20 protein-coding genes and 1 pseudogene are annotated in these 23,344 nt (G+C 40.4%); 12 read left to right on the forward strand and 9 right to left on the reverse strand.

Translation table 11 applies throughout. The annotated features are described in order from the left end of the window. The first annotated feature begins 953 nt into the window (after nt 1–953). Entirely contained in the window at nt 954–2,864 is a 1,911-nt protein-coding gene (locus FNW02_RS19540) for a choice-of-anchor Q domain-containing protein (RefSeq protein WP_191759162.1), read from the forward strand. 139 nt (nt 2,865–3,003) lie between these two features. Here FNW02_RS19540 and FNW02_RS19545 read toward each other — a convergent pair whose 3' ends face one another. The 4 genes from FNW02_RS19545 to FNW02_RS19560 form a co-directional block, all read right to left on the reverse strand. Next, nucleotides 3,004–3,339 (reverse strand): hypothetical protein, encoded by a 336-nt coding sequence (locus FNW02_RS19545; RefSeq protein WP_191759163.1) that lies wholly within the window; start codon nt 3,337–3,339, stop codon nt 3,004–3,006. A gap of 202 nt (nt 3,340–3,541) precedes the next feature. Then, on the reverse strand, nt 3,542–3,943 hold the full coding sequence (locus FNW02_RS19550; RefSeq protein WP_191759164.1) for a fasciclin domain-containing protein: 402 nt from the start codon (nt 3,941–3,943) through the stop codon (nt 3,542–3,544). A gap of 172 nt (nt 3,944–4,115) precedes the next feature. Next, the gene (locus FNW02_RS19555) at nt 4,116–4,343 is read right to left on the reverse strand and encodes a hypothetical protein (protein ID WP_191759165.1); all 228 of its coding nucleotides are present in this window, start codon (nt 4,341–4,343) and stop codon (nt 4,116–4,118) included. Between the two features lie 46 nt (nt 4,344–4,389). Then, the gene (locus FNW02_RS19560) at nt 4,390–4,659 is read right to left on the reverse strand and encodes a hypothetical protein (RefSeq protein WP_191759166.1); all 270 of its coding nucleotides are present in this window, start codon (nt 4,657–4,659) and stop codon (nt 4,390–4,392) included. A 373-nt stretch (nt 4,660–5,032) separates the two neighbouring features. Here FNW02_RS19560 and FNW02_RS19565 point away from each other — a divergent pair, with 373 nt between their 5' ends. Continuing rightward, complete coding sequence (locus tag FNW02_RS19565; RefSeq protein WP_191759167.1) at nt 5,033–7,387, forward strand: tetratricopeptide repeat protein; 2,355 nt, start codon at nt 5,033–5,035, stop codon at nt 7,385–7,387. Between the two features lie 44 nt (nt 7,388–7,431). Next, nucleotides 7,432–7,980, forward strand: coding sequence for a Uma2 family endonuclease (locus FNW02_RS19570; RefSeq protein ID WP_191759168.1), 549 nt, complete (start codon nt 7,432–7,434; stop codon nt 7,978–7,980). Nucleotides 7,981–8,048: 68 nt separating this feature from the next. Here the strand turns inward: FNW02_RS19570 and FNW02_RS19575 are convergent, their stop codons facing one another. The 3 genes from FNW02_RS19575 to FNW02_RS19585 are packed head-to-tail and all read right to left on the reverse strand — an operon-like array spanning nt 8,049 to nt 11,070. Then, the gene (locus tag FNW02_RS19575; protein WP_191759169.1) at nt 8,049–8,759 is read right to left on the reverse strand and encodes an actin-binding WH2 domain-containing protein; all 711 of its coding nucleotides are present in this window, start codon (nt 8,757–8,759) and stop codon (nt 8,049–8,051) included. A gap of 36 nt (nt 8,760–8,795) precedes the next feature. Further along, a complete protein-coding gene (locus tag FNW02_RS19580; RefSeq protein WP_191759170.1) occupies nt 8,796–9,500 on the reverse strand; it encodes an actin-binding WH2 domain-containing protein in 705 nt (234 codons plus the stop codon). Between the two features lie 22 nt (nt 9,501–9,522). Continuing rightward, complete coding sequence (locus FNW02_RS19585; RefSeq protein WP_191759171.1) at nt 9,523–11,070, reverse strand: NAD(P)/FAD-dependent oxidoreductase; 1,548 nt, start codon at nt 11,068–11,070, stop codon at nt 9,523–9,525. Nucleotides 11,071–11,444: 374 nt separating this feature from the next. Between FNW02_RS19585 and FNW02_RS19590 the strand changes: the two genes are divergently transcribed. From FNW02_RS19590 to FNW02_RS19620, 7 genes are all read left to right on the forward strand, one after another. Next, nucleotides 11,445–12,716 (forward strand): glycosyltransferase, encoded by a 1,272-nt coding sequence (locus FNW02_RS19590; protein ID WP_191759172.1) that lies wholly within the window; start codon nt 11,445–11,447, stop codon nt 12,714–12,716. A gap of 172 nt (nt 12,717–12,888) precedes the next feature. Beyond that, nucleotides 12,889–13,947, forward strand: coding sequence for a glycosyltransferase family 2 protein (locus FNW02_RS19595; protein ID WP_191759193.1), 1,059 nt, complete (start codon nt 12,889–12,891; stop codon nt 13,945–13,947). Beyond that, a complete protein-coding gene (locus tag FNW02_RS19600; protein WP_191759173.1) occupies nt 13,947–14,273 on the forward strand; it encodes a hypothetical protein in 327 nt (108 codons plus the stop codon). The genes FNW02_RS19595 and FNW02_RS19600 overlap by 1 nt, the downstream gene beginning before the upstream one ends. Before the next feature lie 49 nt (nt 14,274–14,322). Then, nucleotides 14,323–15,168, forward strand: a complete 846-nt coding sequence (locus tag FNW02_RS19605) for an ABC transporter permease (protein WP_191759174.1) — start codon at nt 14,323–14,325, stop codon at nt 15,166–15,168. Between the two features lie 2 nt (nt 15,169–15,170). Then, nucleotides 15,171–16,448, forward strand: a complete 1,278-nt coding sequence (locus FNW02_RS19610; protein ID WP_191759175.1) for an ABC transporter ATP-binding protein — start codon at nt 15,171–15,173, stop codon at nt 16,446–16,448. A 48-nt stretch (nt 16,449–16,496) separates the two neighbouring features. Continuing rightward, complete coding sequence (locus FNW02_RS19615; RefSeq protein WP_191759176.1) at nt 16,497–17,396, forward strand: glycosyltransferase family 2 protein; 900 nt, start codon at nt 16,497–16,499, stop codon at nt 17,394–17,396. Nucleotides 17,397–17,632: 236 nt separating this feature from the next. Next, nucleotides 17,633–18,625: a glycosyltransferase family 2 protein gene (locus FNW02_RS19620; protein ID WP_191759177.1), complete on the forward strand. Its 993-nt coding sequence runs from the start codon at nt 17,633–17,635 to the stop codon at nt 18,623–18,625. A 170-nt stretch (nt 18,626–18,795) separates the two neighbouring features. Here FNW02_RS19620 and FNW02_RS19625 read toward each other — a convergent pair whose 3' ends face one another. Next, nucleotides 18,796–19,524, reverse strand: coding sequence for a Bax inhibitor-1/YccA family protein (locus FNW02_RS19625; RefSeq protein ID WP_191759178.1), 729 nt, complete (start codon nt 19,522–19,524; stop codon nt 18,796–18,798). Nucleotides 19,525–19,861: 337 nt separating this feature from the next. On the opposite strand from FNW02_RS19625, the gene FNW02_RS19630 reads away from it, so the two are divergent. After that, nucleotides 19,862–20,647, forward strand: coding sequence for an RNA polymerase sigma factor SigF (locus FNW02_RS19630; protein WP_191759179.1), 786 nt, complete (start codon nt 19,862–19,864; stop codon nt 20,645–20,647). Between the two features lie 32 nt (nt 20,648–20,679). Here the strand turns inward: FNW02_RS19630 and bchD are convergent, their stop codons facing one another. After that, nucleotides 20,680–22,704, reverse strand: a complete 2,025-nt coding sequence (bchD, locus tag FNW02_RS19635) for a magnesium chelatase ATPase subunit D (RefSeq protein ID WP_191759180.1) — start codon at nt 22,702–22,704, stop codon at nt 20,680–20,682. Between the two features lie 95 nt (nt 22,705–22,799). On the opposite strand from bchD, the pseudogene FNW02_RS19640 reads away from it, so the two are divergent. Continuing rightward, nucleotides 22,800–23,217: pseudogene (locus FNW02_RS19640) on the forward strand (Uma2 family endonuclease); the annotation flags it as partial. Nucleotides 23,218–23,344 lie beyond the last annotated feature (127 nt).

Raw genomic sequence — 23,344 nt, forward strand, 5'->3', positions numbered from 1 at the left:
TCAGACGCAGCTAAGTAATCACCGTAGTCATGTATTGCTTGAGCAAAAAATCATACTTAATAATTGAAACTATTGCCTGTGATCAACAGGTGTACTCTATACCGTATAAATACAGAGCTTATAACTATGCTTTGGCATCATCATATGCTACTGTTCATTTAACCTTGTACTCTTGAAAGCAAGGTAATATCAGGAGCTAGGAGTCTGAATACAATAGCCTTCTGACGACTGATTGGCTTTGGAAGCTGACACATTTTTAATGTCTCAAATATGAATTCATGAGTGAAACCTGGGATATTTACGGGCTAGCTCTTGCTCAGAGATTTAAATTATTTTATGTATTTTTTCTAATGATAAGTAGATAAACTTATCAAAGGTAGCTGGGATATTTACGGACTAGCCTCTGCTCAGAGATTTAAATTATTTTATGTATTTGCTCTGACGGCAATTCGTTTTTAAAGTTTTTATGATAGGGCGTAACGTACATCAAGTGCTAAGTCATCCAGTGGGTTGTGAGCTAGATAGTTATCAAAAAATATTGGTAATTAACCAACTATAATTGGCAAGCTCAACCGTAAACTCTAACTTTTGACTTATTTAATACAGGAAAAGTTTGCAGCCAAATTCAACGACATATCCACCATTATTTGGTGAGAAAATGGACACGCAAAATCGTCGCTAATGGCGGCAAAAATCATCTATTAGAACCTTGATGGGGACATCAGGGGCAAGATTTGTTTGCGAAATATTTGCCAGATTGGTTTAGAAGACAAGTCAGCTGAGTTCCTTTAGAGGAGCAATGCTTGCTCAACTTTGTTATGGCAATTACAGCTTTGATGTGCTGTTGAAAAATTAGTTTTGAATCTTTCTCTCAGCAAACAGATAGGTTATGTCTGCGTGATTCCTGAGTAGCAAGAAACAGTTAACCAAGCATAATGTAGAGGAATTCTTGAATGTCTACTATCACCGTCAACAATACCAAAGATAGTGGTGCTGGTTCGTTGAGAGATGCGCTCGCCAAGGCTAAAACAGGTGACACGATCGCATTTGCACAAAATCTGGCGAACCAAAAGATTACTCTTACCAGTGGTGAATTGTCTGTTAAAAAGAGTATCACAATCGATGGTGCGGGAGCAGAGAACTTAATCATCAGTGGCAATAAAGCTAGTCGAATATTCTTCACAGCATACGGAACTGACGTTACTCTGAAAAATTTGAACCTTACCGATGGACATAACACAGGAAAAGGCGGTGCAGTTAGAGTCAGTTCCTACAGTAAAATAACTGTGGTCAATGTTCAGTTCAACAATAATGTTGGCGGTCAAGGTGGAGGAATTCACGTTGGTTATCGTAGTGATGCCACAGTAATTGATAGCATCTTCAACAATAACGATGGTACTATTACCAAAAATGGCTTTAGTGCAGGTGCGATCGCAAACGACAATAATGGATCACTAACTGTCAAAGGCAGTCGATTCACCAATAACCGTGGTCAAACAGGTGGTGCAATTTACACTCAACTAGGCCCCCTGACTGTAGAAAATTCCGTTTTCCTCAACAACCGCTCAAAAGATGGAGCTGCGGGAATTTTCGCAGATGGCGCCAGTAATGGTGGCCCTAGGGCAAGCGCTGACGCATCAGGTGGCACAATTAAAGTCAGTGGGAGCTGGTTTGAGGGAAATCAGGGAGCTGGTGCAGGCGGAGCACTTTATCTGTATACCTATGGCAAAGATAAGACAATTGTCGAAAACAGCACGATTCTTAACAATAAGGTAACAGCCAATTATAAAGGCCTTGCTATGGGAGGGGGAGCACGGCTTAATGGTAATGTGACGGTTCGCAATGTCACCTTTGCCAATAACACTTCTGAAAGACAAGGTGGTGGGTTGTGGTTAGATGGGGATACAACCTCAAAAAATGCAGTCATCAATATTGAGAACAGTACCTTTTCTGGGAACAAAGCAACTAGTGAGAAAGGTTATGGTGGCGCAATAACCATTAATCCCAGTGCATCTGCTAGCCTCAACGTTGTCAACTCTACACTTGTCAATAACTACGCCCAAAATAACGGAGGAGCGTTTTGGGTTGTTGGTAAGCAAACCGTGACACTCACCAATTCAATCGTTGCCAACAACACAGCAAACAATCTCTTGGGATCTGGTCAACAGAGCGCATTCCAGTTGCGTGATGGCGGTGGGAATATCGAGTTTCCAGCTCCACCAAATAGCAAGAGTCCTAGAGTTACGGCTAATTCCCTTATTGCTGACCCTAAACTGGGTTCTCTGCAAAACCTGAATGGTGTCTTAGTGCATCCACTGCTAGCGGGTAGTCCCGCCATTGATAAAGGTGTTGCCGATGCACCAACAATTGATGAGCGCGGTTTTAGCCGTGATAGCAAACCTGATATTGGGGCGTTTGAAGTTGGCGGTAAGAATATCGGCGGTGTCACGACGAATATAGACAAACTCAATGGCACTTCAGCGCGAGATGTGATAATTGGTACTTCTAACCACGAGCGTATCACTGGCTTACAAGGTGCAGATACACTCACAGGGGGTGGCGGTAATGACCAATTTATCTACACTAATGTACGCGATCGCGGTGACACAATTACTGACTTCGAGGTTGGCAAGGACAAAATAGTCTTTACTCAGTTACTCGACAGCCTAATTGCCACAGGTTACACTGGCAGCAACGCAATAGCTGATGGCTATGTGAAAGTCGTGCAAGGTAGTAGTGCTAAGAATTTCAACGTGCAGATTGACGCTGATGGCCCCACTGGTCAGGACATTTTCAAATCTTTGATCACGGTGAACATCACAAATACAGACACCCTAAATAACTCTACCAACTTTGTGTTTTAGAGCTTGATACCCAAAGATGGGAGAGAGGCGATGGCATCTCTCTCCCTAGTAATCTGATATTTGTCGCAAAGATAAATTAGAGGGTAGAAAAGTCATAGATTGGCTTTGAGTATTTTGCCAAATCGTTCTGCGATCAAGTTCAGGTGTTATTGGAAAGACTCAGATTGTTACTGTAGCGTCTCTGAAAAAGAATTGCTGCTAAATTAGTCAGTAAACAGCTGATTGCCAGCCACAGCAAAATATAAGTAGGAGGCATTACCACGCCAATCATGAACCAAGTATATACATGCAATATCATCACGAAAGCGAAAATGCTGGCTATTGCGGCAGATTGCCACACTTGATGTGATGGACGACGGAGTGCAGTCAGGCTAATTGTCAATAAGGTAATAAGTAAGTTTGCTGGCACAAGAAAAGCACAAATACTAACGCAGTTGGTGCGAGAGAACTCAATTAAGGCGTTGAAATCAAGCATCAATTTTGTTGGGATAATGTTAGCAGTTAGTAATTTAATTTAACTTATTTCCAAATAATGAAAATAACCTTAGCATATATAGTAAGTGCTCACATTAGCAATGTAACATAATTTAAAGCAAAATTTATGTTTGACAATTATGAATTATTAATTATGAATTGTAAATTGCTGAGTATGGTGGGCAGCGCCCACCATAGCTGAATTAACCAGGCAAAATCACTGTATCGATAACGTGAACCACACCATTATCAGCTTCGATATCTGCTGCTAAAACAGTGGCATTTTTCACTTCAAAACCATCAGAAGAATCAATTTTAATGGGTGAACCTTCCACAGAATTAACCGTACCGAGCTTTGCCAAATCAGCCTGCAATAGCTTTCCTGAAACGACATGATACTTTAAAATTCGCGTTAGCTGAGGGATATTCTGTAACAGAGTTTGTATAGTTCCCGGTGGTAATTTGGCAAAAGCATCATCAGTTGGTGCAAATACAGTAAATGGCCCAGGACTTTTTAATGTTTCCACTAAACCAGCGGCTTGTACAGCCGTTACCAGGGTTTTGAAAGAATCAGCATTAACTGCAATATCAACAATATCAGCCATATATCTTACCTAAATCTCTGCAAAAGATTTTAAAGGATAGTAAACCTATTTTAATTTTTATTAACCAAAATAAATAAGTCCACCTGCGTGGACTTGGTTTTTAAGGAATGTAGGAGCAAAGGGGTAAAGAGGAGCACAAGGGAAATAAATACTGAGCCTTAACTCCTGACTCCTAACGCAAAGACTCAAAAATTACCGTTATTGTTATTAAACACAACAAGATAATTCCTAGTGGTAGCATAAACTGTTGCAAAAGGTACACCAGTATGGGGATAATGTGAAAAATACGTAAACCACTTGATAGAGCATAGGCGATCGCAAAGCCAAACAGCATCAACAAGAAATATTTCAGAGACTTAGAAGCCAAGCGGAATAGAAGCGTATCTTGATTGGTAGTCATAATTTTACTCACAAAAGTAGCTAAATTGTTAGTAGTGAATATCTTTTTACAGGTAGCCAATCACCTTACTGGGCGAATAGTAAATAGACTCTTGCTGTTTTTGTTGAGTATTTTGCTTTTCATTATTGGCTAATAGCTGGAATGCGATAAACAAAACAAACAACAACAGCAAAAACGAGCCTAAACCAGAGTGATACTTATTTATTTCTCGCTCTACACCACATTTGAGGCAGACATATCTATTGGGATTACCTGTATCTTGGGCAAAGGGGCAATAACTCGGATTGCAATCATGATGACAATTTTTGTCCAACATTATTGAACCTCCTGTAGGGTGAAAACTTACATAATGGTTGTAAACACGCCTCTACAGAATCTAGTTAGTTAATACCTACTGCCTATTTAGTAAACTTTCATGAGTCCTTAATATCAACGGATAACGAGTAATATCTGTGATTTACTAAGCTTGCAGTAGCAGCGCTGGTAAAATCTCTCCTCAACCACATTTTCTTGGCGCTTAACTTAACTTCGCCTGTATTAATTACAAGAGTAATACAATCTCCAATGGCTTGCAGTCGGATAAAGTAGTTTAATATTCGGTAGGAAAAAGTAGTTTGTAGTATGACCAGTAGGAATAAGTACTAAAAATATAGTTATAATGAAGTAAAATTGATACATCAAGTCAGCAAATGGGTGCAGAAGAAGCCTTAGAGTTTGTAGACAGCTTAGTTTTTCTCAAGACGGGAGAACATTTAGATAGAACTCAAAGGATTATCTTGGGTCATTTGTGGGAGGACGAGAAGCGGACTTACCAGGATATTGGCAATAGTTGCAGTTATACAGAAGCGCATTTAAAAGCAGTTGGTGCAGGACTTTGGCATCTACTATCAGATGTTTTAGGAGAGAAAGTCTCAAAATCAACCTTCCAAGGAGTGGTTCAAGGATTTTGGACAACCCAGCAGTCACAAAAATCCCATGTCCATCATTTAAGCACTAACAACACTAAACCCCAAGATATAGATTCTAGCTTTGTAGGACGCGATCGCGAAATAGCCGAGATCCATACCCTCGTTGGTCGAGGAGCCAAAGTTATTCTCATCCAGGGTGAAGGCGGTGTTGGCAAAACAACCTTAGCACGTAAATACTTTAAAAATCAAAAATTTGATTTTGTTCTAGAACTATGGATGGCGACAGAAATCCAAAACCTCACTCCTGTAGAGAGTGTGGTGGAGGAATGGCTACGGCGAGACTTTAACGAAGAACCAGGACGCGATTTTGGCATCAATTTGGAGCGACTGCGGCGGAAGCTGCGAGAGCATACTCCCAAAATTGGGGTATTTATCGACAACCTAGAAACTGCTCTAGATAAAAATGGCAAGTTCCTGGAATATCGTCGGCCTTATGTTGAGTTATTGAGAGTATTAGCAGACCCAGATTTGCATTCTGTTACCTTAGTAACAAGTCGTGAGCGTTTGCGTGAGTCTAGTATAGAAGTTCATCTTTACCCCCTAGAAGGGTTAGATGATGAAGCATGGAGACAATTTTTCAGCCGTCGCCAAATAAATTGTGATTCTACAGTTCTTAGTGAAATGTGCAGAGCTTATGGAGGTAATGCCAAAGCAATGCAAATTCTCCAAGGCGCAATATTGACGGATTTTAATGGTGATATAAATGCTTATTGGCAAGAAAATCGTACAGATTTGTTAATCGAAAGAGAGTTAAAAGATTTAGTCGCCAGTCAATTTACCCGTATCCAACAGATTGATATCGAAGCTTACTGCCTGCTGTACCGTTTAGGATGCTATCGCTACCAAGATATTCCTTCTATACCTATCGAAGGAGTTTTATGCTTACTTTGGGATGTACCTGAGCAACAGCGTAAACGTGTAATCAAAGCTTTACAAGAATTATCTTTAATAGAAACTAAAAAAGGTCAATACTGGTTACACCCTGTAATTCGTGATGAAGCAATCAGTAGATTAAGGTTAGTAGGTGAAGAATGGGAAATAGTGAACCGCAAAGCAGCAGATTTTTGGACACAAAAGGTTGAAATAGTCAAAAATATTACCGATGCATTGACAGCTTTAGAAGCATATTATCACTATGTAGAAATTAGTGATTTTGAGCAAGCTGGTGATGTAATTTTACAAGGGCGAGGTCAACAGTGGAGTACAGGATTACCTTTAGGTTCCTCGTTTTATCAACTGGGATTGCTTCAGAAAAATTTTTCTGTGATTAAGCGGATAATAGATGATATAAAATCCCAAGAAAGACTAATTAAACTTTACATTATCCTGGGCTATACATATCGAATTATCGGTTGTATTAGAGAAGCCATAGAGTGTTATGAAAAATCAGGTGAAATAGTAGAAAATTTAGATGTAAAGCCAATAAAAATTTCTATTTTGTTCAATAAAGGACTTTGTAAGCTTGAACTGGGGGAACTAGAAGCAGCTGAAGATTGTTTCATTTCTGTTTGCAGCCTTGCTGAACAAAATAGCCAGCTTGATGATTACATGGCTTATGCTCAATGTTGTTTGGCTTTAATCAAATCATGTTCTGGTAGTAGAGAAGATGCCTTTTATATTGCAGAAGAGGCTTTTTCTGCAATGTCATTATCAAGTAGAGTAACTTTATGGGGAATAGGGCATAGTTTAATAACTCTCTGCTTAACTTACAAAAATTTAGGGAATACTAAAAAATCGTTTGATTTGTGCCAAAGAGCTATATTTCATTCTGACGATAATAACTTTACCCAGATTAAGGCTAAAGCTATAAGTTGCCTAGCTGAGTTGTATCGGGAACAGGGAGAATTTACTAGAGCGCTTTTTCACCATTCAGAAGCAATAGAAATCCTGGATAAGATAGGTGCTAAATCAGATTTAGCTGAGGCTTATTATCAACGTGCATTGACTTATCAAAAAATGGGTGAAATTAACAAAAGTAGGGAAGATTTTGTTCAAGCGATCGCTCTGTTTAAGGAAATGCAAGCACCTAGACAAGTTGAGAAAGTACAAACAGCAATGGAATGTTTTGAGAAATAAGTAATAATAATATTAGTATGTCCTGTCCAGGAGAATAGATAGTCATGGTAACTGCTACAGTTATTGCAAATATATTACCAAATGTTTCTCTAGAAGACTGGATGCAAAATCCTCCTAATAACACAGAATGGGTGGATGGGGAGTTAGTGAAGAAAAATGGAGTGACACTCAAGCATAGTCGGATTCAAGCCAATGTAGCTTATTACTGGAGAAATTACAAAGATTCTAGCGGACAAGGGGGACAAGTTTATACAGAAGTACCTTGTCGCACTAACAAACAAGGACGTGTTCCTGATGTTGCTTATCTCACACCAGAATTAATTACTCAGTTTGGCGAACCCGCTGCGTTACCCCAAAGTTTCCCACTAATTGCTGAGATTGTTTCCCCTACAGATATTGCTGAAGAGATAATTGCTAAATCTCAAGAATATCTGCAATCTCAAGGTGAGGAAGTATGGTTAGTGTTTCCAGAAAATCGTTGGATTATTGTGATCACGCAAAATCAGCGACTTGTATTTATTTCTGGTGAAGTTGTCAGCACTCAAACTGTGCTAAAAGGTTTCAATGTGGCAGTTGATGAATTGTTGGCTTGATAAGAAGATTCCCTTTAAAATACCCGACTTTTCTAAAAAGTTGAGAATCTTAAATCTGAAAGCTGATATTAACGGAAACCTAAAATTTCTGAAACTGCTTTTACAATATCAAGATAAAAGTTGCCTTTCACTGCGCGAAACAACTCAAATTTAGAGTCAGGAGCACCAAAAAACGGTCTGAGAAACCATCCTAACTGTACACCAACAAAGGCATAAAGCAATAACCAGGATCTTAAAATAGTAGTACGGGTTTTTTTGCCAACTTCATCTTGTTGGGAAAGTAACTGCATTCCCTCATAAAGGAATCTAACGCCAAAAATACCTGTGATGCCAAAAATTAATACATTCAACAGTTTAAAAAATTGATAAGAGTCGGGAGTAGTGATGAGGAAAAATAGTGTTACAGGCGCCAAACTGAATAAAAGCACACTAATCACAGATACAGATGTGAGTAACACAACAAAATGCTGTTGAATACTGCTCCGAGAACCAAACAAAACATTAAAGAAGAATAAAGTCGGAAAGCAAATGATGAGTGTTAATAAGTAGAAAGCTGGGAGTTTGATAGCGCCAGATAATGCTTGCGCCCAACTGTGAGATGCACCGATAATTGCACCATAGATGGCAAAGAAAATGGAACTAGAAACGAACAGAGAACTGATTTTATTTTGTAGTCGCACTTCCTGACGAATTTCTTCTAAGAACCCCTGGCGATCGCGTAGTAAATTAACTAAGACACCAAATTGTTGAATTCCACGAGATTTATTTTTTTCTAACATAATCTTTTGATATTTCAAATTTTGTTTAATAACTAATTAACGAAATCCTAATAGATAGGTAATAGCTTGAATTACACTTAGATAAAAATTACCTTCTCGCTCTCGAAATAGTTGAAATACAGAATCAGGTCTCCCAAAAAATGGTCTGAGAGTCCATCCTAATTGACTACCTACAAAAGCATAAAGAAATAGCCAAAATTGCAAAATCTTTTGGCGCGTATTGCTTCCTTCATTCTCTTGTTCTAAAACCAAACTCGTAGCGTGATATAAAGACGAGATCCCAATAAATCCAGTTATGGCGAAAAGAAATACATTTAATAAAATTAAAAATTGGTAATTCTTAGTAGTAATCAGAAAAAATAGTGTGATTGGGGCAAAACTAAATAAAAGCACACTAGTTACTGAAACCGCAGTTAGCACTAATGCTAAATGTTGACCAAAAGTCCGCTTTGAACCAAAAATAATATTAGCAAAGTACAAAGTCGGTATACAAATCAGCAGTGTGATTAAATAGAGGGCTGGCAGTTTAATGGCGGAAGATAAAGCTTGCATCCAGCTATGGTATGCACCAATAATTCCGCCATAGATAGCAAGGAATATGGAACTACAAACTAACAGAGAAATGATTTTATTTGATAATCTTGTACCTTGCCGAACTTCCTCTAAAAATCCATTGCGATCGCGCAATAATTCAATCAATACTGCAAAGTACTTGATCCCTGACGATTTCCGCTCAATCATGTTATCCTCACACACATATTATTCAAGTTCCATCCGAATAATCAGCGCCAGAACCATACTTCCATGCATCAACCAAACGATGCCAGTAATATTGTTGTTCGCTTGGTTGATTCTTAAGCCATGTTTCTAACATTGGGCTTAACCAAAATAAGGCAGTATAAACACCCAAATTTCCATAATGCACCATCCAATCTAGTAAACTTCCCAAACCTACTTGCGGAATTATTTTGGCAACTAATCCCGGATGTGCCAAACCAGTTTTTAACAATGTTTGTGTCAGCGCCGAAAACTGCACTATATCTTGCAAAAATGGTTTTAGCACTGGCGTACCTAGCTGTTGCATTTCTTGAAATACAGCAGAGAGCAGTTGGTTAATTTGCTCTGGAGCAATCTTCTGATTCACACCGACACTCATCGCCCTTTGAAACAACCAAGTGACAGTTAGACTGGGCTGATAAGGTTGCAGTAGTACCAGCGCTTCAGCGGATAATTGTTCAGTTTGTAGTGCCTCCTCGATGCCAAATGTTAAACGCTTTAGGTGACGCACCATCGCACCAAAACCACCAAAACTCAAGGGTGATTGACTCCCACTGCTATCTCCCACTGGCACAATGCGGCTCCAAGGGGTTTTGAGGGGACTTTGGCGATAGGTAGGAAAGAATCCAAACAGCGCTCGTTGAAACTTCAACTGGCTCAATTCCACGCCTTGATATTCTGGTAGGAGACGCAGATATTCTTCAAATAGAGCTTCTAAACTTAAGCGTTGTGGATGTGCATCCATGTAAGTGAATAAGTAAGTGGTTCTACCATCTCTGGCTGGGAAGGCTTCCCAGAAATACTGGCATTGATTCTGCAAGGATGTAAATGATAATAACAAGTCGCCTGAGTGATTTTCCGCAAAACCTTGGGCACAACTTCCCACCACTAGGCAAAGGGCATCTGGTTTTTTTCCTTGGCGTGCTTGCTGGGTAATAGGAGAAAGATGCCCCATTGCATCGATTAACAGCCTAGCTTTGAATTGCTGGTTTACCATCACCCCATCTGGATGAACTACCGCCTCGGTAAAAGGTGTATTTTCTAACAAATTTCCACCAGCAGCCAGAAATCGTGTCTTTAAAGTAGCCAGTAAATAAACTGGATCTACGCCAATATTTAGCACATCTTCTACCCAAACTTCTGTACCACTGTGAAAGCTGACTCGTGCTGGGTTATATTTGGTAGCGATCGCTTGTTCTAATTCCGCATCTGTCAATAGGTTTAATTCTAAAAATACATTTAACTCATCTTGAGAGATATTCCATTCTTGTTTCCGACCATGTAAAATACCTCTTTCTATTAATGCCACTCGTAATCCCTTCACGGCTAAAGCGCAACCAATTAAAATTCCTAATGTGCCACCGCAAATAATTGCATCCCAGTCAACATTACCTAAAAGTTGTTGACTTTCTTGAACTAATGTTGGTACTGGTCTAGTGTTTTCTCTGAGTGTTGTTAGGATGCGATCGCTTTGACGCAATCCTCCCAAAACATTGCCCGGTAGTTGGCTAAGAATCTCTTCAGTTAAAGACATAAAAGTTAATTTCAGCAGAGCTACTAGTACTGATCGTATCTTTACTGGATTTTTTAGCGTGATTTCTCAGATAAAATTTTGACTCTCATCATTAATAATCTGCGCTTATGATCAGTACTAATAAAATATCTCTAAATTTGTCGATTTTTTAAATATCAAATCCTTTTGCTGTAAGCTTTACAGGCATTTAATCAGCATCAAAGAACATGCATTCCTTCACTGTTTCTTTAAAAAGATTTCTTGAAAATTTTATTTCCTTTAAACAGAGGGTAAACATATACTTAAAAATATTGTTATAACCAAAGAGAACTTTAGAACAAAAGTAGACTTCGCATCAGGCTGTAAAAAGTTAATACGCTTTCAAGTGTTTCCCTATGAAAATCGCCTTTATAGTTGGGAAGTTTCCTGTATTGTCAGAGACATTTGTTCTGAACCAAATTATAGGTTTGATTTCTCGTGGACATGAGGTAGATATTTACGGTTATCAACCAGATGATACTTTTAAAGTTCATCCAGATGTAGAAAAATATCACCTATTAGCTCGTACCCACTATCCACCGGAAATACCCAGAAATTACCTTTTGCGCTTCCTCAAAGGTCTGCAATTAGTACTTACGAATTTTCCTAAAGCTCCTTTAGTATTATTGCGATCGCTCAACTTTTTCAAGTATGGTGGGCGAGCAACTTGCTTGCGCTTACTGTACTCAGTTATCCGGCTATTGAAAGCTCAGCCGTATGATATCATACATTGCCAATTTGGGACATTCGCCCAAGAAGGTCTGATTTTGCGTGATATTGGTGCCATCCAAGGAAAGTTAATTACTACATTTCGAGGTTACGATATTAGCCAGGTTGTTCATCAGCGTGGAGAAGATGTTTATGACTCATTATTTGCTAAAGGAGATTTTTTCTTAGCGAATTGCGAGTATTTCAAGAAAAGAGCCATCAAACTAGGTTGTGATGAGAAAAAAATTGTCGTGCATGGTTCAGGGATAGATAGCAGTCGATTTCCGTTTAAACTTAGAAATCCTCATCCCGATGGCAAGATTCGCATTACGACAACTGGTCGTCTTATCGAAAAAAAAGGCATAGAATATAGCATTCGTGCTGTTGCTAAAGTATCCAGGATTCACCAGAACATCGAGTACAATATCATTGGTGATGGATATTTAAAAGAAAGTTTGCAACAGTTAATTGAGGAACTAAATATTGCGGATAAAGTCCATCTTCTAGGTTGGAAAAATCAGCCGGAAATTATTGAGATTCTCGACAATTCCGATATATTCATGGCTCCCAGCGTCACAGCTACAAATGGCGATCAAGATGCTCCTGTCAATACTTTAAAAGAAGCAATGTTGATGACTTTGCCAGTCATAGCTACTCGCCATGGTGGTATCCCGGAACTTGTGCAAGATGGTATTTCTGGTTTTCTAGTTCCAGAACGAGATGCTGATGCCATAGCTGAGAAATTAAGTTATCTCATAGAACATCCAGAAATTTGGTCACAAATGGGTCAAGCAGGTCGTACCTATGTAGAATCAAACTACGACATCAACAAGCTAAACGATGAGTTAATCCAGATTTATCGACAAATATTGAGCAATGATTTACATTCTCAAGATTTGGCGCTAGTAGCTTCAACATGAGGTTTTGCAGTAAACCACACATTTCTCAAAAGATGGAAATAGCAATGCAATACCAACTACAAACGCTCATTACAAAAGTAGAAATCTAAAATTTTCATCTTTCAACTCTCATTCTGTTTTTAGTCTTTCCCAACTACATCAATTGAAATTACCCAAGGATATTGATTTAGATATGAACTCGTCAGCCGCAGCCCCAGAAGTTACAATTATTGTCTCTCCACGCGAGCGTTTCAGCCACACACGTGAATCTTTAGAAAGCATTTACGAGCACACTGAATATCCCTTTCAGTTAATTTACGTAGATGGCGGCTCTCCTCGTCACATCAAAGATTACTTGGCAGAGCAAGCAAAGCAAAAACAATTTCAGTTGATTCGCACTGATTATTATCTCTCGCCAAACCGCGCCAGAAACATGGGTCTGCGTCAAGTGACGAGCAAATATGTTGTTTTCATTGATAATGACGTAGTAGTTACTCCAGGTTGGCTCAAGTCCTTAGTACAGTGTGCAGAAGAAACAGGCGCAACCATCGTTAGCCCCCTCATCTGCCAGGGTAAAACTCTACACGAAGAAGTGCATTGTGCAGGTGGAGAATCTGGGGTAAAGGTGGAAACTAAAGGCGAAACAACAAGACGACGAATAATTGAAAAGATTTATAAACAAGGTCGGCGAGTAGCAGATGTCCGTCCTCAACTGCAACGGCAAAAAACCGGGCTAGCAGAGTTCCACTGCATGATGGTACGCACAGAGATATTTCAGCAAATTGGTCTGCTAGATGAAGCACTTTTAAATACCAAAGAACACGTTGATTTGTGCATCCTAGTAACTGAAGCTGGTGGTACAGTCTACCTAGAACCCGAATCTCTGATGACTTACATGACAGGACAACCACTGGAGTTGACAGACATAAATTACTACATGCTACGTTGGAGCGATGCCTGGGAACTAGCAAGTCTCAAACGCTTGCGCGACAAGTGGAACCTCACCGAAGATGAATACTTCAAAAATAAGTACAAACGTTTGGGGTGGCGGCGAAATATGGCAATCATCAATCCCTTTGCTAGTAAACTGCCCATCGGCAAATTTGGCTCACGAGCCGCTGTTAAAATTCTGAGTGTTATGGACAAAGCACTCAACCGTTATATTACTACCCGCTACACTCAAATGTCTGTGCAAAACCAAACCCCAACAAATCTAGAGAAATCTGCAAGTACAGCCTCATCGCATAGTTAATGATGGTTCTGGCCTGTCAGGTTGATGACGACTGGTACTGTCATCAGCTCGATACCTCAACGTGGGTTTCCTACTGTCCAAATCTCCGTGCTAGCTGGACAAGCGACATTCTCATCTATGCACTTCTGTTTGGAATAGAACAGGCCCGTCGTGTTAATGTCAATCAAATCGATCTGATTTCTAGAACAGTCCCAGAGTTGAGCAAATATCTTTGTAGCCCGGAAGATCGGTATTTTGGTATTCTCAAGGCGATCGCAACTAAATTATCTCGCAACCCGTTGTATGTTTACATAAAAGTTGCAGATAAGCTGCGATGGAAATTATGATTGCCTAGTTAAGAAAGATAAAAATTATGCAGCAGAATGAGGATTTACGATGCCGCCCAAGGTAGTTTACACGCCTGAAAGCCTACTTAGGCATCCTAAGCGATTGTTTCAACAAATGTGGCGAGACTTGCTAGCTGCTCGTGAACTCACTTGGCGACTGATGATACGAGATATCAGCGCTCAATACCGTCAGTCATTTTTAGGGGTAGCCTGGGCTTTTTTACCCCCAATTGTGATGGCAACTGGGTTTACCCTTGCTAAAGATGCCAATGTCATTAGTGTTGGAGCAACAGATCTACCTTATCCAGCTTATGTCATGTTCAGCACCGCTTTGTGGCAGACATTTGTCGAAGCTTTAAATGGCCCCGTACAAGCGGTAACAGCCGCAAAACCCATGTTAGCCAGAGTTAATTTTCCGCGAGAAGCACTGATTTTGGCAAAGTTAGGGGAAGTATTTTTCAACTTTGCCATCAAGCTGATTCTGATCGTGGCCTTGTTTATCTGGTTTGGCGTGTCTGTGAGTTGGACGGCGATTTTAGCGATCGTGGCATTAATTCATTTAGTATTGTTAGGAACATTTATCGGTGTTTTATTAGCTCCTTTGGGTGTGTTATATCAAGATATTTCCAAAGGACTCACAATGATTACAGGATTTTGGCTTTTCGTGACTCCAGTAGTTTATCCAGTTCCTAGTAGCGGAACCTTTGGCTTTTTGGTAAAACTAAATCCCGTTACTCCTTTACTGGTAACAGCCAGAGAGTTAGCAACAACAGGAGTTGTCTCAGACCCTTATAGGTTTTGGGTGGTAAGTGTAATTACCCTAGTTGGCTTAGTATTTACTTGGATTGGATTTCGTCTTGCTATGCCTTTCGTGGTTGAGAGAGTGAGTTCTTAATAATGACTAATTTAGTAGATAGAGAGATTACCGTTCCGTCCCACAATACTGAAATAGTTATTGCAGTTGATAATGTTTCCAAGAAGTTTTGTAGAGACTTAAAACGGTCTTTATTCTACGGTGTCCAAGATATTGCCACAGAGTTAACAGGAGGAATTAGAAAGAGTGATACTCTGCGACCTAAAGAGTTTTGGGCGCTCAAAGATGTTAGTTTTCAAATACGGCGGGGAGAAGCAATAGGTCTAGTAGGTTCAAATGGAGCAGGAAAAAGTACGCTTTTACGGATCATTAGTGGTTTGATTAAACCTGATACTGGCTCTGTAAAAGTTAACGGTAGAGTGGCTCCATTAATTGCATTAGGAGCGGGGTTTAATCCCATCTTGACAGGACGAGAAAACATCTATGCGAATATGTCCATTTTAGGACTACCCACAAAAGAAATTAAGAAGAGATTTGAGGATGTAATAGATTTCGCTGAAATTTCGGATGCCATTGATTCCCCTGTGCAAACTTACAGTTCTGGGATGGCAGCTCGGCTGGGATTTGCTTGTGCAGTTCACATAGAACCAGATATCTTGCTCATTGATGAAGTGCTGGCTGTCGGCGACATAAAGTTTAGAATGAAATGCTACAAAAGGCTAGCTAAACTTCGGGAAAATGGCACAGCTTTTGTTTTAGTTTCTCATAATCCTCATTCTATATTAAATGTATGTGATTCTGCTATTTATTTAGCAAAAGGCAAGTTAATTACATCTGGGGAAACAGAAGTTGTTTTTCGTAAATATGAAGAAGATCTAAGTTTGGGAGGAACAGAAACATCTCTAGGAGCCATGTATTTAGCTGAAAAACCAGAGAGTGCAAGTTTAGGTTTAGATATACTGTCTCTTTACTTTAAAGATGAGCAAGGAAACATAATTGCAGCACCACTTTGCGGTGAACCTGCTTATTTGTGCGTAGAATGTAAAGTACTCCAAAAAATCGATAATGCCATTTTAGGTATAAAGATTTCAGCTTTATCTGGAGAAAATGAACGAGTACTACATCTCACCTCCGCAAGTGATAATGTAGCTCTCAAAATACTTCCTGGAAAAGTTGAGATCCAAATGCAGATGCCTTACTGTGGCTTAGTACCTGGTTTATATAACGCTAAAATCTATGTGAAAGAGGGTGTATGCTCCTTTGATATAGTAGAGTCTTTTAGATTTGCGGTAAAAGCAAGCAAATATAGCGGTCAATGTTTGTATTATCAACCCCGGACGTGGAAAGTTGTTAGTAAATAAGCTGATTATTTGGTAATTCTAAACTTTTGATAAACAAAGGCATTGAAGATGAGCAACCCTCTACTCAGTATTATTATCCCAACTCATAACCGACCTCATCTAATAACTCGTGCCGTCAAAAGTGCCCTTGAACAAACAGTAGAAGATTTGGAAGTCATCGTTGTTGACGACGCTTCAACACAGCCGATAGATTTGCCAAGTAATCCTCGACTGCGGACGATTCGCTTATCGGAGTCTCATGGCGGTGCGGGAGCTCGTAACGTCGGTCTTGACGCCGCCCTCGGTCGATGGATTACATTCCTTGACGACGATGACCAACTTCTACCCCACATGGCAGCCGTATCGCTAGAAGCACTATCTCAAGCGGCACTTCCAACACCTGTGGGGGTAATCTCTGGCTTGGAAGAAGTGAACTCTCAGGGTCAAGTCCTCGGCACGCGCCTACCTCCTCCGGTGCGTCCACGTGGCGCTCACTTCTTTCTAGAAGAACTTGAACCGGGCAAATCATACAATACCAAGCAAACTCTAGTCGTAGAGCGTGAGGTGCTTCACCAAATCGGTGGCTGGGATCAAACATTTCGCTCTCGCGTCCACTCAGAACTCTTTCTGCGGCTCAATCCAGCTTGTTCGCTCCTCGGTTTACCTATCGTTACTTACCAACTCTATACTCACGAGGGAGATAGAGTTTCACGCAATACAAAGCTTCGTCAAGAAAGTTTTCTCCGCCTTGTGCATAAGCATAAATCACTTTTCAAAGCGCATCCACAGATGTTCGCCAAGTTTGTCTACGAACACGCACTGAGATCATACGATATGGGTCAAAAACGTGCAGCCTTATTCAGCTTATGCTGGGCTATGGGAATCGATCCACTTCATACCTTTCCCCGCATTGCTTCACGATTTTATCAATCAGGATTGAAAAATTTATCGACTGCATACAAAGCATAAGCGTCAGATTTGCAGAGTTACAGCGGTTTACACTTCTGTGCAAAACAACTGATAGAGTTGGGGGAAAGGAGAAGGGATAAATGCTTTTCTCTTAGATATCGTACTGAAATTTCTGTCCCTCATCCAAGTGAGAATTTCTATATTTTACGCATTTAATATTTCATATGAAAGTATGAAAGTAACAGGGCCATCGTCACAATACTAACAACCTATTTTTTTATCTTAGGTAAATCTTTATGCCCAAGCTCGTTTCGGTAATCATACCCTGTTTTAATGCAGAAAAATGGTTGGCAGAAGCAATTAATAGCTGCTTGGAACAAACCTATTCCAATATTGAAATTATTGTAATTGATGATGGTTCTACAGACAAGTGTTTAGAAATTATCAAAAGTTACGGAGACAAAATTATTTGGCAAGCTTTGCCTCATCAAGGAGGAAATTATGCTAGAAATAAAGGTTTTGAGTTGTCCAAGGGAGACTATATTCAATACTTAGATGCGGATGACTATATTTTACCAGAGAAGATAGAAAAGCAAGTTCGTTTTTTAGAAGAAACGGCAGCAGATGTTGTTTATGGTGATTGGAGACATCAGCGTCATTTGTCTGATGGCTCAAGTTTGATGGAAAATATAGAAATTTCTGAAGCACACGCAGATATCTTGGCTGCTCTATTGGCAAATTGGTGGGTTGCTCTTGCTGCTTTACTTTATAAGAGAACCGCAGTAAAAAATAGTGGCGGGTGGGATGAAACTTTGACAGCTGCACAAGACAGAGATTTTTTCTTATCAGTAGTAATGAATGGAGCTAAGGTTGTATATCAACCTGGCTGTTATTCAATTTATAGACGATATGGTTCTGTAACAGTTTCTACTTCCTCTAAAAACCGCTGGTTAAAAGGTCACTATCTGGTATTAGAGAAGGTCGAAAGGCAATTATTAGAGATGAACAAACTTTCAATGAAGTATCGTCATGCTTTAGCTAAATCATATTTTGAATTGGCTAGAGAGTCATTGTTTGTTGATTATTCACAATATTTAATATTTTTAGAAGAGGCTTTAGCTCTATTCCCAGAGTTTAAAACTAACAGTAAAAGAGCCGCTTATAAAGTTGTACAAAATGTTTTAGGTTTTCGCCAAACTGAAAGAATTGCCTGTCGTGCCTTATTCGTTAAAAAGTTTATCAATTCAAGCTTTGTGCACCCAAGAAAAAAATTGGGTGTCACATCTTAAAAAGAAGGATGTCTGAAAAGCATGGCAAGGGTATATTTTGTCATTATGATTGCAACAAAGCGTCAAGAATAATCTTTATTTTCTGTTACTTTATGAGATGCTTGATTACGCGATCGCTTTGAGCATGACATTTTTGACTTCTCAGACATCCTCATTATACTTACGGATGTTTAATCACGACCATTGATGGCAATTAGCAACCGCAAAATAAAGACGAATAGGTTGATGTATGTAAGATACATCGATAAAGCAGCAGGTAGGTACTGGTCATCGCGGTAAGTGCGGGGCAAGATGTAGAAATCGACGACAGATACCCCAACAAACAGAAATACCCCCAAACCTGAAATAGCAATTTCTAACCAAGAGGGCGTGTACACACCAAACATGGCAAACGCAAATTGGATGAGGCACACAACCACCAAGGCAATGACACCGAGATTGATTGTCTTTGTTAAAGCCATCCCATCTTGTTCAGAGAGATTTGAACCAATTTGACGAGCGGCAATAAAAGTAACACCACAACCAAGGGCAGCTAAACCAATACCTTGAATGCCAACACCTTGAGTTCTCAAGGCAACGAACACTAAGCCACTAATGGTATATCCAGATAGGAGGCTGTAAGTTGCCAAAAGTGGTAGTGCAAGACCCTTGTTACCTTTTTGAGCAACATTTTGGGCAACAAAGAACAGAATTAATTCCACAATCACTGCACCGATGAAGGTGGGAAAGAACAGACCGGGGTTAGTACGGATAACTCCCAGACCGCCGTAGGTTCCCAATGCGGTTAGCACAAGACCGCCGCCTACGTAGGGGAGGGCATTGGCAATTACATTTGGGCCAACGAGTGCGTGAGATTTAGCCTCACGGATAGCTTCACGAAAATTGCTGGTATTGCTCATAATGAAAAATTAGTTTTTGAGAGAAACATCTTGGTTATTCTCATTCTTACCAATATTTAAGTCAAGAAACCAGTGTTGAGTTCTACAAGTTAGGAATAAACTCGACAAAAAAGATTGTGCAAGGCTCAATTATTATCTGGAAAACAAAAATAACCAGCAACAGATAAGGTTACAAAATCATGCGTACAAATACTGAATTGTGGAGTCCGACCCCTCACAAGTTCAGTGAAACGACGATGGCTTATTCAAGCTTGACTAAGGAAAATAATGACAGCTTTGAAGAAGAAATACGCAACTCCAATTTCTGAATAAAAGGAGTTACACCAAAGGAATTTATATGGCAATAAGTGAGTCCTCTTTACGAACTGAAGGTATAGAATTATTACACTATTACCACCAGAATCCCTCTATTAAACTTCGTAATCAACTTGTACAGTTGCACACTGGCTTAGTGCGAAAAATGGCTCACAAATTCAGCCATCAATGTAATGAACCTTATGAAGATTTAGAACAAATCGGTTATTTTGGTCTAATTAGGGCAATTGAGCGCTTCGACCCCAGTCAAGGATATGCTTTTAGTTCTTTTGCTGTACCCTATATTCGAGGTGAGATGCTGCATTTTTTGCGCGATCGCAGTACTCTATTAAAAATTCCTCGTCGTTGGCAAGAACTGTACAATGAGGGACAAAAAGTTCGCAAAGAATTGGCATTGTCTTTAGGTCGCGCTCCCAAAGATGCTGAAATTGCTGAGGAACTTCGGGTATCTGTGCAAGAATGGCAAGAAACCAAGTTAGCAGCTCAAAACCGTATGCCTTTGAGTTTAGATGCGACAGCTGTTAACTATGTTGATTGCCAAATAACCTTGGGTGAAGCACTTCCTTGTCCTCGTTCTACTGCTCTCCAACAACTAGATGAAGAACGGCAGCAACTCCAAGGGGCAATAGGTATGTTAGAAGAAAAGCCCCGCATGGCAGTTGAAATGGTATTTCTAAAAGAACTTTCCCGTAAGGATGCTGCTAAGAAAATTGGCACGAGTCCGATGACGGTAACGCGGTATCTGCAAAAAGGAATTCAGGATTTGATTTGCTACTTACAGCCTCAAGTAATGCCAACTGGGTCTTAGTTATTGACGAATGGCCAATAACTAATGACTAATTAACGAGATTTTAAATCAGCGATCGCACCTTTAGTCATAGCAGCAATGGCTTGATCTGTCGCTTTCGGCAAATGATAATATTTTCCTGCTGCTGTTTGTGCTAATTCTTTAGCAAAGCCAGTGGAAACAAATTTACTCTCGGTGTCGATTACTAACAACTGTATTCCCAGAGCACGAATTCGGGCTGCAATTTCTATCAATTCCGCTTTTATATCAGGTTTTTCTCCTGGTTCTAGCTGTTCACCTAATGAACGCGCTAAGGGTATATTACCCCGCCCATCGGTTATCGCTACAATCACAACTTGCCCAATATCTCCACTCATTTGGGCATTCAAGCCGACACGCACAGCTTGGGTTAAGCCATGCGCTAGTGGCGAACCTCCACCACAGGGCAACCTTTCCAGGCGGTTTCGTGCCAAGGCAATAGAACGCGTCGGGGGCAATAATACCTCCGCCTGTTCTCCCCGGAAAGGAATTAAAGCCACTTGGTCGCGGTTTTGATAAGCTTCTGTCAACAGTTGCATAACAGCACCTTTAGCTGACTGCATCCGGTTTAAGGCCATTGAGCCAGAAGCATCTACGACAAACACCACCAACGCCCCGGCTTTACGTACCAAGCGCTTCGAGCGAATGTCACTCTGCTCGACAATCACTTTTTTATCTGGATGTCTTTCACGTCGTGCTTTTTGATACGGAGCGGCGGCTCTAAGGGTGGCATCTACCGCAATGCGCCGCACTTTTCCTTTGGGCAACATCGGCTTAATGTAACGTCCCCGGTCGTCGGAAAAGATGACACTGCGACTGCCAGATTTACCCTGCCGCTTCGCCATTTGAGTAAAATAAAGCACGCTGTCATCAAGGATCACACCCTCCGGGTCAAAGATGAACTCTTCCGGGATGCTGGGGGGTTCTTGCTCTTGATTTTCTTCTTGTTCTTCCTGTTCTTCCTGTTCTGATTCGTCTGGCGGTTCTTCTTGATTTTGTGGTGGAGGTGGAGGCGGTGGTGGTGATTGTTCGGGTGGCGGTGTCTGCACAATTGTTGCTCGTGGAACAATCACCAATTCCACAGCACGGCGCAAATCTTCAGCATTGACTGTTGTCCGTCCCTCTAAAGCCGCAGCCGCCTTAGCAACTCGTGTGGCAAATAGCTCGGCGCGATGTCCTTGAACTCCCCCGCGAATTGCCTCATCTACTAAGTAGGCAATTTGTTCATGAGTAATGCAGACATCTTTGAGCCATTCTCGTGCCAGAATTATTTGAGTTTTTAGAGCGTCTAAGTCTTCATTGTACTGCTGGAGAAATTCTTGCGGAGATTGGGAATAAGCGATCGCAACCTCAACTGCTGCTACTCTTTGATCTAAGCCGAGTACACCGTCTGCTGAAAGAGCGATCGCAATTCTATCTAATAAATGCTCTCGCAATGCGCCTTCTTCTGGGTTATAGGTAGTAATAAATAGCGATTTGCAAGGATGCTGAAAACTAATACCTTCCCGCTCAATCTGGTTGCGCCCCTCAGATAATACTGTTAAAAGCTGATTTGATATTTGGTCATCTAATAAATTAATTTCATCCACATACAGAACTCCTCGGTTAGCGGCAGCGAGTAACCCAGGCTGAAAAATGGTATCACCTTGTTTTACTGACTGTTCCACATCAACAGAACCCAAAAGCCTGTCTTCTGTCACACCCAGAGGAATTTGCAAAAAAGGCGCAGGGATGATTTCGACGGGAACATTCTCAATATCTTTATCTGCATACTCCGCCAATAGTTGGTCATCCCATTCTTCTGGGTGGTTGGGGTCGCAATTGCTAATAGAGCCTTTCACAACTTCAATCGGCGGTAGTAGGGCGTGAATAGCACGCGCCATTACAGATTTTGCCGTACCGCGACGACCTGCGATCGCCACTCCCCCCAACCCCGGATCGACTGCTGCTAACAATAAGGCTAATTTAATTGCTTCTTGACCGACTACGGCAGTCAAGGGAAAAGCCGTGATAGTAGGGTTAATAGTGGGCGCAGGCATGGTTTGAATAATAGTTAGTCTAGGCTTTTAGCATATCAATTTCTGGCACATCTTAGAATATAAAGGCGATTGCATTTCCTTTGGGAGGAACATTTATGAGTATTGCTCAGGCTAAACGTTTCACACTGGATGAATACCACAAGCTTACTGAATTGGGTTTTTTTCATGAAGATGACCATATTGAATTAATTAACGGGGAAATTATTCAAATGGTATCGAAAGGTACAGCCGATGAAACTTGCTTAAGCAATTTGTGGGAACAACTCCCAAAAATTGTAGGAGATATGGCAACTCTGCAATCCCAGGCACCGATTGATTAATTTGCCACCTAATAGCGAACCTGAACCAGATTTTGCGATCATTCACAACCAAGATGATAACTATCTATCAGCTCATCCTAAACCTGCTGATGTGTTATTGGTGATGGAAGTTTCTGATTCTTCTTTAGATTATGACCGAGATGTGAAAATACCTCTCTATGCTAGAGCAAGTATTTCAGATTATTGGATATTTCAATACTCCGGACAATTTTGAGTTGAGGGAATAGACAAGAAAACTATCGAACCATTAAGGTGCTGATTAGAACAAACAAGCACCGACTCGATAGCCATATGGAAATTGTACAAAGCTTACTGACCAA

The sequence above is a fragment of the Komarekiella delphini-convector SJRDD-AB1 genome (assembly GCF_014831675.1).
Classification (GTDB): domain Bacteria; phylum Cyanobacteriota; class Cyanobacteriia; order Cyanobacteriales; family Nostocaceae; genus Komarekiella.

Bases quoted from the DNA above. Each gene is read 5' to 3' on its own strand.
- FNW02_RS19540 (WP_191759162.1), top strand. From the start codon at position 954: ATGTCTACTATCACCGTCAACAATACCAAAGATAGTGGTGCTGGTTCG.
- FNW02_RS19545 (WP_191759163.1), bottom strand. From the start codon at position 3,339: ATGCTTGATTTCAACGCCTTAATTGAGTTCTCTCGCACCAACTGCGTT.
- FNW02_RS19550 (WP_191759164.1), bottom strand. From the start codon at position 3,943: ATGGCTGATATTGTTGATATTGCAGTTAATGCTGATTCTTTCAAAACC.
- FNW02_RS19555 (WP_191759165.1), bottom strand. From the start codon at position 4,343: ATGACTACCAATCAAGATACGCTTCTATTCCGCTTGGCTTCTAAGTCT.
- FNW02_RS19560 (WP_191759166.1), bottom strand. From the start codon at position 4,659: ATGTTGGACAAAAATTGTCATCATGATTGCAATCCGAGTTATTGCCCC.
- FNW02_RS19565 (WP_191759167.1), top strand. From the start codon at position 5,033: ATGGGTGCAGAAGAAGCCTTAGAGTTTGTAGACAGCTTAGTTTTTCTC.
- FNW02_RS19570 (WP_191759168.1), top strand. From the start codon at position 7,432: ATGGTAACTGCTACAGTTATTGCAAATATATTACCAAATGTTTCTCTA.
- FNW02_RS19575 (WP_191759169.1), bottom strand. From the start codon at position 8,759: ATGTTAGAAAAAAATAAATCTCGTGGAATTCAACAATTTGGTGTCTTA.
- FNW02_RS19580 (WP_191759170.1), bottom strand. From the start codon at position 9,500: ATGATTGAGCGGAAATCGTCAGGGATCAAGTACTTTGCAGTATTGATT.
- FNW02_RS19585 (WP_191759171.1), bottom strand. From the start codon at position 11,070: ATGTCTTTAACTGAAGAGATTCTTAGCCAACTACCGGGCAATGTTTTG.
- FNW02_RS19590 (WP_191759172.1), top strand. From the start codon at position 11,445: ATGAAAATCGCCTTTATAGTTGGGAAGTTTCCTGTATTGTCAGAGACA.
- FNW02_RS19595 (WP_191759193.1), top strand. From the start codon at position 12,889: ATGAACTCGTCAGCCGCAGCCCCAGAAGTTACAATTATTGTCTCTCCA.
- FNW02_RS19600 (WP_191759173.1), top strand. From the start codon at position 13,947: ATGATGGTTCTGGCCTGTCAGGTTGATGACGACTGGTACTGTCATCAG.
- FNW02_RS19605 (WP_191759174.1), top strand. From the start codon at position 14,323: ATGCCGCCCAAGGTAGTTTACACGCCTGAAAGCCTACTTAGGCATCCT.
- FNW02_RS19610 (WP_191759175.1), top strand. From the start codon at position 15,171: ATGACTAATTTAGTAGATAGAGAGATTACCGTTCCGTCCCACAATACT.
- FNW02_RS19615 (WP_191759176.1), top strand. From the start codon at position 16,497: ATGAGCAACCCTCTACTCAGTATTATTATCCCAACTCATAACCGACCT.
- FNW02_RS19620 (WP_191759177.1), top strand. From the start codon at position 17,633: ATGCCCAAGCTCGTTTCGGTAATCATACCCTGTTTTAATGCAGAAAAA.
- FNW02_RS19625 (WP_191759178.1), bottom strand. From the start codon at position 19,524: ATGAGCAATACCAGCAATTTTCGTGAAGCTATCCGTGAGGCTAAATCT.
- FNW02_RS19630 (WP_191759179.1), top strand. From the start codon at position 19,862: ATGGCAATAAGTGAGTCCTCTTTACGAACTGAAGGTATAGAATTATTA.
- bchD (WP_191759180.1), bottom strand. From the start codon at position 22,704: ATGCCTGCGCCCACTATTAACCCTACTATCACGGCTTTTCCCTTGACT.